At 63.8% G+C, this 12,321-nt stretch carries 14 protein-coding genes; 4 read left to right on the forward strand and 10 right to left on the reverse strand.

Going from position 1 to position 12,321, the window contains the following annotated elements; all coding sequences use genetic code 11:
- Positions 1-160 precede the first annotated feature (160 nt).
- Both IVA88_RS22210 and IVA88_RS22215 read left to right on the forward strand, forming a co-directional pair.
- Positions 161-904, forward strand: coding sequence for an SDR family oxidoreductase (locus IVA88_RS22210; protein WP_247499298.1), 744 nt, complete (start codon positions 161-163; stop codon positions 902-904).
- A 51-nt stretch (positions 905-955) separates the two neighbouring features.
- The gene (locus tag IVA88_RS22215; RefSeq protein ID WP_247499299.1) at positions 956-1,372 is read left to right on the forward strand and encodes a cupin domain-containing protein; all 417 of its coding nucleotides are present in this window, start codon (positions 956-958) and stop codon (positions 1,370-1,372) included.
- A gap of 39 nt (positions 1,373-1,411) precedes the next feature.
- On the opposite strand, the gene IVA88_RS22220 is transcribed toward IVA88_RS22215, so the two are convergent.
- The 10 genes from IVA88_RS22220 to IVA88_RS22260 all read right to left on the reverse strand — a co-directional run bounded on the left by IVA88_RS22220 (position 1,412) and on the right by IVA88_RS22260 (position 10,167).
- Positions 1,412-2,407, reverse strand: coding sequence for a L,D-transpeptidase (locus IVA88_RS22220; RefSeq protein WP_247499300.1), 996 nt, complete (start codon positions 2,405-2,407; stop codon positions 1,412-1,414).
- A 12-nt stretch (positions 2,408-2,419) separates the two neighbouring features.
- On the reverse strand, positions 2,420-3,475 hold the full coding sequence (locus IVA88_RS22225; protein ID WP_247499301.1) for a glycosyltransferase family 4 protein: 1,056 nt from the start codon (positions 3,473-3,475) through the stop codon (positions 2,420-2,422).
- A gap of 13 nt (positions 3,476-3,488) precedes the next feature.
- On the reverse strand, positions 3,489-3,617 hold the full coding sequence (locus tag IVA88_RS32485; RefSeq protein ID WP_256466820.1) for a hypothetical protein: 129 nt from the start codon (positions 3,615-3,617) through the stop codon (positions 3,489-3,491).
- Positions 3,611-3,820, reverse strand: coding sequence for a hypothetical protein (locus IVA88_RS22230; protein WP_247499302.1), 210 nt, complete (start codon positions 3,818-3,820; stop codon positions 3,611-3,613). The genes IVA88_RS32485 and IVA88_RS22230 overlap by 7 nt, the downstream gene beginning before the upstream one ends.
- Positions 3,821-3,957: 137 nt before the next feature.
- Positions 3,958-4,962: a 4-hydroxythreonine-4-phosphate dehydrogenase PdxA gene (locus IVA88_RS22235; RefSeq protein WP_247499303.1), complete on the reverse strand. Its 1,005-nt coding sequence runs from the start codon at positions 4,960-4,962 to the stop codon at positions 3,958-3,960.
- Positions 4,959-6,509: a tripartite tricarboxylate transporter permease gene (locus tag IVA88_RS22240; RefSeq protein WP_247499304.1), complete on the reverse strand. Its 1,551-nt coding sequence runs from the start codon at positions 6,507-6,509 to the stop codon at positions 4,959-4,961. The genes IVA88_RS22235 and IVA88_RS22240 overlap by 4 nt, the downstream gene beginning before the upstream one ends.
- 11 nt (positions 6,510-6,520) lie before the next feature.
- A complete protein-coding gene (locus tag IVA88_RS22245) occupies positions 6,521-7,003 on the reverse strand; it encodes a tripartite tricarboxylate transporter TctB family protein (protein ID WP_247499305.1) in 483 nt (160 codons plus the stop codon).
- A 55-nt stretch (positions 7,004-7,058) separates the two neighbouring features.
- Complete coding sequence (locus IVA88_RS22250; RefSeq protein ID WP_247499306.1) at positions 7,059-8,051, reverse strand: tripartite tricarboxylate transporter substrate-binding protein; 993 nt, start codon at positions 8,049-8,051, stop codon at positions 7,059-7,061.
- A gap of 52 nt (positions 8,052-8,103) precedes the next feature.
- Positions 8,104-9,363 (reverse strand): CoA transferase, encoded by a 1,260-nt coding sequence (locus IVA88_RS22255; RefSeq protein ID WP_247499307.1) that lies wholly within the window; start codon positions 9,361-9,363, stop codon positions 8,104-8,106.
- Positions 9,364-9,372: 9 nt separating this feature from the next.
- Positions 9,373-10,167 carry an enoyl-CoA hydratase/isomerase family protein gene (locus IVA88_RS22260; protein WP_247499308.1) on the reverse strand — a complete coding sequence of 265 codons (795 nt, stop codon included), beginning with the start codon at positions 10,165-10,167 and terminating at the stop codon, positions 9,373-9,375.
- Between the two features lie 118 nt (positions 10,168-10,285).
- On the opposite strand from IVA88_RS22260, the gene IVA88_RS22265 reads away from it, so the two are divergent.
- A complete protein-coding gene (locus IVA88_RS22265) occupies positions 10,286-10,951 on the forward strand; it encodes a GntR family transcriptional regulator (protein ID WP_247499309.1) in 666 nt (221 codons plus the stop codon).
- 308 nt (positions 10,952-11,259) lie between these two features.
- Positions 11,260-12,231, forward strand: coding sequence for an MBL fold metallo-hydrolase (locus IVA88_RS22270; RefSeq protein WP_247499310.1), 972 nt, complete (start codon positions 11,260-11,262; stop codon positions 12,229-12,231).
- Positions 12,232-12,321: the final 90 nt, after the last annotated feature.

Below are 12,321 nucleotides of genomic sequence, written 5' to 3' on the forward strand. Positions count from 1 at the left end.
CCTCGCGACGCGATGTCTTGAGCATTTTTCGGCAAGGCAGGCCCGTTCCAGGCAAGAGCCTGCCGCATTGCTCCTGTAAAACGCCGCCTACATCAGCAGAGCGTGGGCACCGCATGGCCCTGACCATCCCACGCTCGCAAAATGCCCAAGGAGACATGCCATGAAGATCATCGTGATCGGCGGGACCGGATTGATCGGATCCAAGCTCGTCGCGAAACTCAAGCTGCAAGGCCACGACGCCGTGGCAGCTTCGCCGAAATCAGGCGTGAACGCCGTGACCGGGGAAGGCCTCGCTGCGGCGCTGGCTGGCGCGGATGTCGTGGTCGACGTTGCCAACGCGCCGTCCTGGGAGCCTGCCGCCGTGCTGGAATTCTTCGAGCGTTCGAGCAAAAATCTCGCCGCGACCGAGGCGGCTGCGGCCGTGAAGCATCATGTGGCGCTCTCGATCGTCGGGACCGAGCGCTCGCCCGACATTGCCTATTTTCGTGCCAAGCTCGCGCAGGAGACCATCGTCAAGTCATCTCCGGTCCCCTATTCGATCGTGCGCGCCACCCAGTTCTTCGAATTCCTCGGCCCCATCGCCGAAACGGCTGTGGTCGAGGGAAAGATCGTCGTCCCTTCCGCACTGTTCCAGCCGATCGCCGCTGAAGACGTAGCCGATCGCCTCGCCGAGGTCGCGATGGGCCAGCCGCTCAACGGCACGATCGATATCGCGGGACCTGAGAAGGCTCCCTTCAATGAATTCATCGCACGGCGCCTGAAGGCGTCCGGCGACGTCCGGCCGGTGATGGGAGACCCAAAGGCAACCTATTACGGCGCTCCCATTGACGACACATCGCTGAACCCGCTCGGCGAGGCCAGACTCGGGAAAACGCCGCTGGCAACATGGCTTGCGGGGCTCTGAAGACCCGCAAGTCACGCAAATCACGATCGAAACAGCAATAAAGGAAATCCCATGCGCAGATTGCTGACGGCAATTGCGGTTTATACCGCATCTCTCCTGACGGCCCATGCAGCCGAGACGGCTGCGCCATTGGCCAAAGTGACGGTCGTGTTCGACCAGGCCCTGCCGAATGCCGCGGGCAAGAGCATGAAAGGCGTACTGGTCGAGTATGGTCCCGGAGGGTCCTCGCCGGCTCATATCCACGCGCGCTCGGCTTTCATCTACGCCACGGTCCTGGAAGGAGCGATCCGCAGTCAGGTGAATGACAGCCCCGCCAAGGTCTTTCACAAGGGAGAGAATTTCTCCGAAAAACCCGGCGACCGCCATGGCGTCAGCGCCAATGCCAGCGACACCGAGCCCGCGAAGCTGCTCGCCGTGTTCGTGGTGGATACGGCCGACAAGGAACTGACGACGCCAATCGCGAAGTAGCGCCAGGTCAGACAGCGATGCTGGAGCGAGACGCTGGCGTCAGCCGGCACTCGCCACAAACGCGACCGGCGTACCTTTCGAGACACTGGCTGCCACGCGTTCAGCGTCCCAATTGGTGAGACGCACGCAGCCGTGGGATTCCGCTTTGGAAATCTTGTTCGGCGAAGGCGTACCGTGAATACCGTAGCTCTCGGCGGAGAGGTTGATCCAGACGGTGCCGACCGGGTTGTTCGGACCGGGCTTGATGGTGAACGGCTTGCGGGAATGGACGCCCTTGAAGTGATAATCGGGATTGTAGCGGTAGTATGGATTGCGGCTGATCTCCGTGACCTTCAGCGTGCCCGAGGGAGACGGCTTCTCTTCGCTTCCGACCGTCGCTGGATAAAATCCGATCAACGCATTCGACTTGTCGAACAGCTTCAACGTCTGTCGGCTCTTGTCGATCTCGACCCTGTCGGCTTTGGCAAGCGCGGCGCCTCCGCTCGCAGTATCCACGACGACGATGGTGTCGCCGGCCCGATCGAAGCGGCGCCCGGGGTTGAGCGTCGCCAAGAGCTCCTCGCTCATGTGAAATTTCTCGGCCAATCCTTCACGCGGACTCGTGAATCCGAGCTTCGGAATTCCTTTCATCTGCTCCATCCTCGGCGGAAGCTTGCTCAGGAAAGGACCCGACACGTCCTGCTGAGTGATCGTGTAGGTCGCCGTTACCGGCCGGTCGTCCGCCAGCAGCGCCTTCCAGACGTCCTCCGACAGAGCCTCCGAACTCGGCGATTGCTGCGCTTCCGCATAGGCACGCAGCGCCTTCCTGGCGTTCTCTCCGAACTTGCCGTCGATCTCGCCGGGCGAGAAATGCGCCCTGTCCAGGAGCACCTGCAGCCGGACGCCGGCCGGCGTCGGCTTCTCGTTCGAGAGAGTCTTGTTGGTCGGCTGGGCGGAATTGATGGCGGCGGCGTCCATCCCCACGGCGAACGCCGGCGGCGCCGCCAGAGCGAAGACCAGAAAGATGCAAATCTGCCCCGCTTTTCCGAGCGACATCGCCGGGTCCTTTCACGTTTCCGACGGTTCAGTGATGAATTCCCGAGCGGCGGCCAGCTTACGGTACTGGTCTTCGTACTGCCTCGCCATTCGCCTTGCGGAGAAGCGCTCCTCGAAGCGGGCGCGCACCTTCCTTCGATCCAGCTTGCCCAATTCGCCGACTGCCTTGATGGCCTGCTCCTCGTTGTCGACGATGAAGCCGGTCAATCCGTGCTCGATGACTTCGGGGACGGAGCCGGAGCGATAGGCGATCACCGGGGTTCCGCATGCCATCGCTTCGATCATGACCAACCCAAACGGTTCGGGCCAATCGATCGGAAACAGCAGCGCAGCGGCTTCGGCAAGGAAGGGCTGTTTCTTCGCGTCATCGACTTCACCGACAAGCCGGATGTTCTCGCCGTCGATGTTGGGCTCGATGTGCTTGCTGAAGTAGGCTGTCTCGGCGCGCGGGATCTTCGCGGCGATGCGGAGGGGCATCTGGACTGCGCGCGCAATGCGGATAGCGTCCTCCGGACCCTTGTCTGCGGTGAGACGCCCGAGAAACGCCAAATAGGACCCCTGTTCGTAGGACGGGCGAAACAAATCGGACGGCAGACCGTGCGGGATGGTTCCGATCCATTTTGCATCCGGAAGCGGCAGGCGCTGATGATCGGAAATCGACACGAAGCATGCTTCAGGGAATTGCCGAACCACGTCGGGGAACCCAGGCAAGTCGAGGCGACCGTGCATGGTCGTGAGGAACGGCACGCCGAGACGACTGAGCAACGGCAGCGACAGCCAGTCGATATGCGCGTGGATCACGTCGAACTCCTTCGCACGCCTTGCGATCGCCTCCATCAGCATCGCGCTCGCGGCGGTCGGGTCCACCCCCTTCCGTCCGAGACGCAGCGCGCGCGGCCAGACCGGATGAAGCGCACCATTCGTCCTGGAATCGCCGCTCGCAAACAGCGTGACCTCGTGGCCGAGCTCGACCAGCCCGTCCACCAGCCAGGCCACTACCCGCTCGGTGCCGCCGTAGAGCTTCGGAGGGACGCTTTCGGCCAAGGGAGCAAGCTGGGCGATGCGCATGGAAGGCTACCCGTTAAACCGCCGCGCGCACGATCATCACGATCGCGGCGGACAGAAGGTTCGAAATCGCGAGCAGCGTCCACTTCGGCCTTGCACTTGCGGCCGCGACCCGGCAGACGAGCCCTTCCACGAGCCTCAACATTCGTCGTCGGGAAGCCGATCGAGGTAGGCGATCCCGAATCCCGTGAGTTCTTCGGCATCGCTCCCGCGCGCTTCCCATCTCCCTTGCAGATGACGTTCGAGCAGGCAACGACGACTATCCGCGGCATCGACGTCGCGATGCCGGGCGCGGTAAACGGACCAAGCAATATCCACCGCCATTCGTAGCGGATCGTCGTCGACCATGTTCCAGCTCCGAGATGGAGACGTTCATGGGACGGCAACTCGTTACGACGGCGGAAGTTTCCGCTTTTTCCCGGAAAACCCGAAACTACACACCGCCACCGCAGGCCCAAGCAGGCGCTCTCCTCCCCTCCGAGACATCAGGCGACGCGACGAGCCACCATGTCCGCGGCCAGCAGCAGTGCAGCGCGGCTGGCCCCGATTGATCCAATGCCCTGGCCTGCGATGTCATAGGCGGTGCCGTGGGCGGGCGTGCAGATCGGGAACGGAAAGCCGCCGAGCAACGTCACGCCGCGATCAAAACCCATCAGCTTCATCGCGATCTGGCCCTGATCGTGATACATCGTCAGCACCGCGTCGAAGGCGCCGCCCTTGGCACGCAAAAACACCGTGTCGGCAGGGAACGGCCCTTCGACGGCGATACCCTCGCTCTGGCCGGCCGCAACGACGGGCCCGATGACATCGATCTCCTCACGGCCGAAATTGCCGCCGTCGCCGGCATGGGGATTGAGCCCGGCGACCGCGATGCGCGGCCGGGCGAAGCCGGCATTGCGCATACAGGAATCGGTCAGCTTGAGCGCGCGATGGATGCGTTCGCCGGACAGTCGCGCGGCGACGTCCTTGAGCGGAATGTGCGACGTCACGCGTGCGTTCCAGAGGCGGTCCAGCACGTTGAACTCGCTTGCGGGGGTCTTCAGTCCGACCACTTCCGCGGAGAACGCGATCTCGTCGTCATACTCGGCGCGGGCGAGCCGCATCGCCTGCTTGTTGAACGGGGTGAAGCAGACGGCATCGACCCGGCTGTCGCGACCGAGTTCGAGCGCGCGCTTGTAGTTGGCAAGCGCGAACCGGCCGCCGGCAAGGCTCGCAATTCCCTGCCTGATGTCGCCGGGATCGAGGTGGCCGAGATCGACGAACAGCGTCTCGCCCTCCGCCGCGTGCAAGTCAGCCCCCTGCTCCACCATGGTCAGTTCCGGCGTGACGCCCGCAACGCGCGCGCCCTCGTCGAAGATGCGGCGATCGCCGACCACGACGATCCGGCTGTGGGCGCGGATGTCGTCCTGCACCACGAGCTTTGCAGTCAGCTCCGGGCTGATGCCGGCGGGATCTCCCATTGCCAGTGCAATGAGCGGCTTTGCGGTCATATGGTCACCTTCTCTCGAGCTGTCTCTTGAGCCGTTGTCTCGGTCGCGGCAGATGCGGGTTTGCGCCAGAGGCGCGGCAGCTGCAGCACGAGCGGAAGCAGCAACAGCGCGATGCCGGCCACGATCAGGCACGTCACCAGCTTGTTGGCAAAGAAGATTCCGAGTGTTCCCTTGGATATCAGCATCGACTGCCGAAACGCGTCCTCGGCCTTGTCGCCGATGACGATCGCAAGCACGAGCGGCGCCAGCGGATAGAACAGCTTCTTGAAGAGATAGCCGACGACGCCGAAGCCGAGCATCATGACCACGTCCAGATAGGAGTTCGACACCGAATAGGCGCCGACGACGCAGATGATCACGATCAGCGGCGCGATGACGACGAAGGGAATCCGCATCAGCGCCGCGAACACCGGCACGGTCAGCAGCACCAGCACGACGGCCACGATATTGCCGACATACATCGAGGCGATCAGGCCCCAGACGAAGTCCTTCTGGTCGACGAACAGCATCGGCCCGGGATTGAGACCCCAGATCATCAGCCCGCCCATCATGACGGCCGCGGTGGCCGAGCCGGGAATGCCAAGCGAGAGCATGGGCAGCAGCGCGCTGGTGCCGGCAGCGTGATCGGCCGTTTCCGGCGAAATGATGCCTTCGACCTCCCCCGTGCCAAAGTACCGGCCACGGCGCGAGAAGCGACGGGCGATGCCGTAGCTCATGAAGGATGCCGCAGTCGGGCCGCCCGGCGTGATCCCCATCCAGCATCCGATGGCGGCGCTGCGCAGCAGCGCCACGCTGTGGCGCGGCAGGCGACCGATCGCGCGAAACACCTCGCGCCATTCGATCTTGGAGGAGACCGCGCGGGCATGAAATTCTTCCTCGACCGCGACGAGCAGCTCGCCGATGCCGAACAGGCCCATCACGGCGACGACGAAGTTTACGCCCTTGACCAACTCGTCAACCCCCATGGTCAGGCGCACGCTGCCGGAGACGGTGTCGATGCCGATCGCGGCAATGGCAAAACCGATTGCAAGCGCCACGACGGTCTTGATCGGCGCCGCCCCGCCCATACCGACGAAGCTGGCGAAGGCCAGGAAATAGACCGCAAAATATTCCGCCGGCCCAAAGGCGAGTGCGACCTGCGCCACCCAAGATGCGAGGAAGGTGATCAGGATGACGCCGATCAGCGCGCCGAATGCCGCCGAGCCGAAGGCGGTCGCGAGCGCCCTCGTCGGCCGCCCGTCGCGCGCCATCGGATAGCCGTCGAAGGTGGTAGCGACCGACGACGGCTCGCCCGGGATGTTGAACAGGATCGAGGTCACGGATCCGCCGAACAGCGCGCCCCAATACATGCTCGAGAGCAGGATGATGGCGGAGACCGGCTGCATGCCGAAGGTCAGCGGCAAGAGCAGCGAGACCCCGTTCGGAGCACCGAGCCCAGGCAGCACACCGACGAGAATGCCGAGCAGCACGCCGATCACCATCAACGCCAGATGCGGCAGCGTGACCGCGATGCTGAAGCCGTGAAGGAGTTCCCCGAGATTGTCCATCGGCCTCTCCGTCAGAAGCCGAACGCCGCGGCGAGCGCGCCGTGCGGCAAGCTCACCTGGAACATGCGCTCGAACACGATGTAGAGCGCAAGCGCCGTCGCTGCCGCCATGCCAAGGGCGCGCGGCACGGATTGTTGTCTAGGGATCGCCAGCACCGCGAATATGTACAGGGCTGAGGCGACGTACATCCCGAGCAACGGGATCGCAGCCACGAAGATCGCGGCCGGCACGAACAGGCCGGCAAGCCGGCGCAGCTCAATCGCCGTGATGGCAATTGGTACGCTGGCGAGCGTCGCGGCCGGCACGACGCCCCGCACCAGATTGTAGAGGCTGCCGAGCACGATGATGATCCCGGTCAGGAACGGAAACGTCCCGGCGTCCACGCCCGCGCTCGACCAGCCGATGCCGTTATCGAGGCTGGAGACGACGACGGCCACACCAAAGCCGCCGGTGAGGAAGGCGGTCGCAAGTTCGAGAGCGCGGCGCGATATCATCGAGGGAGCTCCGGTCCGTCACGGGACGTCAGGACATCATTGCGGCTTCACCGCCTCACTTGACCAACCAGCCCTGCTCGCCTGCGACCTGCCTGACGCGCTCGAGGTCGTCCTTGATGAAGCTGTCGAGCTCGGCACCGGTCAGGAACGTATCGATCTGGGAGCTCTTCTCGATGTAGTCCTTCCATTCCGGCGTCGCCTGCACCTTCTTCATCAATTCGACATAGAACGCGGCCTGGTCCGGCGTGACCTTGCCGGGGAGCCACACCGTCCGCGGCTGCTCATATTGCTTGATGTCGAGGCCCTGCTCGACACAAGTCGGAACGTCGCCCCAACCTTCGGTCGCGGTGACCTTGGCGCCCTGCGGCAGCCGCTTCGGGCTGAAAACGCAAAGCGGTCGCTGCGTCCCACCGCGCCATTGCCCGAGACTTTCGCTGGGATTGTTGACGTGGGAGTCGAGGTGTCCACCGGCGAGCTGCACGGCGGTCTCGGCGCCGCTCTTGAAGGGGATATAGGTCAGCTTGATGTGGCCGGCCTTCTCGATCATGCGGGTCAGCACCTCGTCCGTGTCCTTTGACTGCGCGCCGCCCATCTTGAATTCGCCCGATGAGGCCGCCTTCAGATAGTCGCCCGCCGTCTTGTAGGGCGCGTCCTGCTTGACCCAGAGCAGGAACTCGTCCTGCGCCATCGCCGCGATCGGAGTGAGATCGGTGTAGTTGAAGGCGACCTTGGAGACGAGCGGCTGCTGCCAGGCATTCGACGTGCCGAAGATGACCTTGTGGGGATCGCCGGCGGACGCCTTGCCGTAGACATAGCCTTCCGCACCGCTGCCGCCGCCCTTGTTGACGACGACGATCGGCTGCTCCACCAGCTTGTGCTTGGTGATGATGTTCTGCACGGCGCGCGCGAGATTGTCGGTGCCGCCGCCGGGCCCGGCGGTCGCCACGAACTCGATCGGCTTTTGCGGCTGCCAGGCGCTGAGCGCCGGCATCGTGCCGGCGAGCACGGCTGCGGCTGCGGAGAGCAGAAGTTTTGACGTCCGACCCATGATTTCCTCCAGCTGATTTTTGTCTCTTGTTCTTGTCGTTCTCGACGTCCGGTCAGGCGACGCGTTCCTCGCGTCTTCCTGATGCCAGGACGATTGCGCCTTCTTTTTCGAGCGCTTCGATCTGCTTCTGGTCGAACCCGTGCTCGACCAGCACCTCGCTTGTATGCTCACCGTAGACCGGCGCGCCCGTGCGCACTTTGCCCGGGGTCTCCGAAAACTTGACCGGCAAGCCGATCGTCTTCACGGGACCGAGCGTGGAATGCTCGACCTCGACGACCATCTCGCGCGCCAGCGTCTGCGGATCGCTCAAGGCCTCCAGCATGTCGTGCACGGGTCCGCACGGCACGCCCTTCTCGTCCAGTGCCGCCAGCCAGTGCGCCCGGGTCTGGGTGCGGAAGCGCTCGCTCAGGACGGCTTCGAGCTCCTTCAAATGCGCCATGCGGTCGGCTCCGGTGACGAAGCGCGGATCGGAGGCAAGCTCGCTCGCACCAAGGGCCTCCAGCATCAACAGCCAGTGCTTCTTGTTGGCGCCGCCGACCACCAGCCAGCCGTCCGAGGCCTCGAAGGCCTGATATGGCGCGTTGAGCGGATGCGCCGAGCCCATCGCGCGCGGCGCCGTGCCGGCGGCGAGCGCGATGGTCGACTGCCAGTAGGTCTGCACCAGCGCGGCCTCATAGAGAGAGGTCTCGACCCACTGCCCTTCACCGGTCTTGAGACGGTGCGTATAGGCCGCGAGGATACCCATGCTCGCCAGCAGGCCGGCGGTGATGTCGGACAGCGGCGGGCCGCATTTCACGGGCGGACCATCGGGGCGTTCGCCGGTAAAGCTCATGATGCCGCTCATGGCCTGGGCGACCAGATCGAAGCCGCGGCGATGCTTGTAGGGTCCGGTACGGCCGAAGCCCGACAGCGAGCAATAGATCAGCGTCGGATGCTGCCTGTGCAGGTCTTCGTAGCCGAAACCGAGGCGCTCCATGGCGCCCGGCGCAAAGTTCTCGACCAGCACGTCGGCGCCCGCGATCAGCCGCCGCAGCACCTGCTTGCCGCCGTCGGTCTTGAGGTCCAGTACGACGCCGCGCTTGTTGCGGTTCATCATCAGGAAGGAGGCAGCCTCGTCGCCGATCTTCGGCGGCACCGAGTGGCGGGTATCGTCACCGTTCGGCGATTTCTCGATCTTGATCACGTCGGCGCCCATGTCGGCCAGCATCAGGGTGCAGGTCGGCCCGGCCATGACATGGGTGAGATCGATGACCTTGAGGCCGGCAAGCGGCCCCGAACGGCGGGAGGTTGATTGCGATCGGTCGCTTTGCATCGGGGCGTCCTATTGGCCGCGCCATTGCGGCGCGCGCTTGGTGAGGAAAGCATCGAGCCCTTCGCGAAAATCCTGGCTCGTGTAGCACATCAGGATGAGGTCCTCGCCCTCGTCCCGCGCCAGCCGCTTTTGCAGGCGCGCCACCGCCTGCTTGGTCGCATTCAGCGTCAGCGGCGCGTGGCTGGCCAAGAGCCGGGCAATCTCGTCTGCGCGCTTGTCGAGCGCGGCGAGATCCTCGACGATTTCGCCGAGCAGCCCGACACTTGCGGCCTCGACGGCGTCGACGAGGCGTGCGGTGAAGATCAGATCCTTGACGCGCGCGGCGCCGATCAGCGCGGTGAGACGACTGACATTGGACATCGACAGGCAATTGCCGAGGGTGCGGGCGATGGGAAAGCCGATTTTCGCGCTTTGGGTGCCGATGCGGAGGTCACAGGCCGCGGCAATGCCCGCGCCGCCGCCGGTGCAGAATCCGTTGATCGCCGCGACGGTCGGCACCCGGCACGCCTCAAGCGTGGTCAGCACCCGATCGATGCGGTTCTCGTAGTCGATCGCGTCCTGGGGCGACTTGAACTCGCGGAACTGGTTGATGTCGGTGCCCGAAGCGAACGCCTTGTCGCCGGCCCCGCGCAAAACCAGCACCTTGATCGCGTGATCGTCGTTGATCTCCTCGCAGATCGCGGCGAGCCGCTCGTACATCGCGAAAGTGAAGGCGTTGCGGGCCTGCGGGCGGTTGAAAGTGATCCGCCCGATACCGTCCTGGCGCTCGAAAAGAAGGTCTTCCGCCTCCACTTGCTGGTCCATTTCCTCATGTCCTTCTGCTTTTCTACATTTTTGAATGCAAAATTCTCGATTTACAAGCTGGAACTTGCAACACTCCGCATATAACTTCATTTCTGAATGCAAAATGGACTTTAGACCTATGCTTCATGAGGAAGTCGTCGGCCGCATCCGCGCCATCCTGCTCGACGGCGAAATCCCGCCGGGCGCGCGGATTCCCGAGCGCGAGCTGTGCGAGCGGCTGCAGATATCGCGCACGCCGCTACGCGAGGCGCTCAAGGTGCTCGCCGCCGAAGGGCTCGTGCAGCTCCTGCCCCACCGCGGCTCGCGCGCGGCAAAACTGACCGACAAGGACATGCGCGACCTGTTCGAGGTCTGCCAGGGTCTCGAGGCGCTCGCCGGCGAGCTCGCCTGCGAGCGCATCACGGACGCCGAAATCGACGAGGTCGCCGCCGCGCATGCCGACATGGTGCGGCACTATCGCGAGGGCGATTTGATCCAGTATTACCGCGGCAACCGCGCCATTCACGAAGGCATCGTCACTGCAGCCGGAAACCCCGTGCTCGCGGGCCTGTATACGTCCGTGACAGCGCGCATCCGGCGCGCGCGTTATGTCACGCCGATGACGCCCGAGCGTTGGGCAGTCGCCGTGAGGGAGCACGATGCAATCCTGAACGCGCTGCAGAGGCGCGACGGCGTCGGCCTCGCCCACATCCTGCGTGCGCATCTGCGCCACAAGCGCGAAGAGGTTTTGCAGGCAGGCTTTGCCGAAACGGAAGCCAATGACCTCGTGCCGCGAATTGCGTGAGGCGGCGTTCGCGACGTAGAAAGAATCTTGCGGTCCCGCAATATCGCGCGGCCAGCAGACACAATCGCGACACAATCATTGACTGCATTCGGCCGCACCGGTCGGATCGTGCTGACGAGAAGAACGTCGGCAACGGACGTCTTTTGTCGCGCGCCGGAATTGCGCATCAACTTCAGCAAGCCGCGATCATCACCAAATCAATTCCCCTTGCTCGCTTCCCTGAACCGGCGCAGCATTCGACGATCGGCGCAGGCCGAATGTAACGCGCGACCAATTGCGCAAAACAAAAGACAAAGCGGAGGAAACGCATGACAATCGATGTCTCACGTCGGTCCTTGTTGGCCCTCGGGGCTGGCCTTGGTGCCAGCGCAATGCTCGGCAGCAGCGCGATGGCGCGCGCTCCCAAGCTCGGCACCCAGACGCCCTACTGGCACCGCTTCGTTCTCGGCGATGCCGAAGTCACCATCGTATCCGACGGACCGCTTCCGCTCGGCGACCCCTCCGGGACCTTCACCGGCGTTCCCAAGGAAGAGGTCAAGAAGATGCTGGCCGACAATTTCCTGTCGCCGGACAATGTCGTGCTCGAGCAGAACTCGCCGATCGTCAATACCGGCGACAAGCTCATCCTGTTCGATACAGGGATGGGCAGTTCGAAGATGTTCGGCCCCACCACCGGGCGGCAACAGAAGAGCATGACCGAGGCCGGCATCAAGCCCGGGGATATCGATGCGGTGGTCTGCTCGCACGCCCATATCGACCACATCGGCGGCATCGTGGACGACGGCGGCAAGCCGCTGTTTCCGAACGCGCAGATCTACATCTCGCAGACCGATTTCGACTTCTGGACCGACGAAGGCAAGCTCGGCAGCGCGGCCAAGGATTTCGTCGTTCACGCGCGCAAGAACCTGCTGCCGGTGCGCGACCGCATCGTGTTCTTCAAGGACGGTCAGGAATTCCTGCCCGGCGTGCAGGCGATCTCAGCGCCCGGCCATACCGTCGGCCATAGCATCTTCCTGGTCTCCTCGGCCGGCAAGTCGTTCGCCTTCCTCGGCGACCTCTCGCACCATTCCGTGCTGCTGCTGGAGCGTCCGCGGATGGAATTTTCCTACGACACCGATCCGAGGCAGGCGGCCGAGTCACGCGTAAAACTGCTGACCATGCTTGCGGCGAACAAGGTCCCGGTGATGTCCTATCATTTCGCCTGGCCGGGCTATGGCCATGTCGCCAAGGCCGGTGAGGGATTCCATTATTATCCCGAACCGATGCAGATGACTTTGTAGCTCGTCAGGTCCGGGCGGCGCGTGCCGCCCGGACCTTTTGCTTGCCCCTCAAACGCCTACCACCTTTAATATCTAATATTCCGATTGCAT

Source organism: Bradyrhizobium sp. 149 (genome assembly GCF_023073915.1).
GTDB lineage: Bacteria > Pseudomonadota > Alphaproteobacteria > Rhizobiales > Xanthobacteraceae > Bradyrhizobium.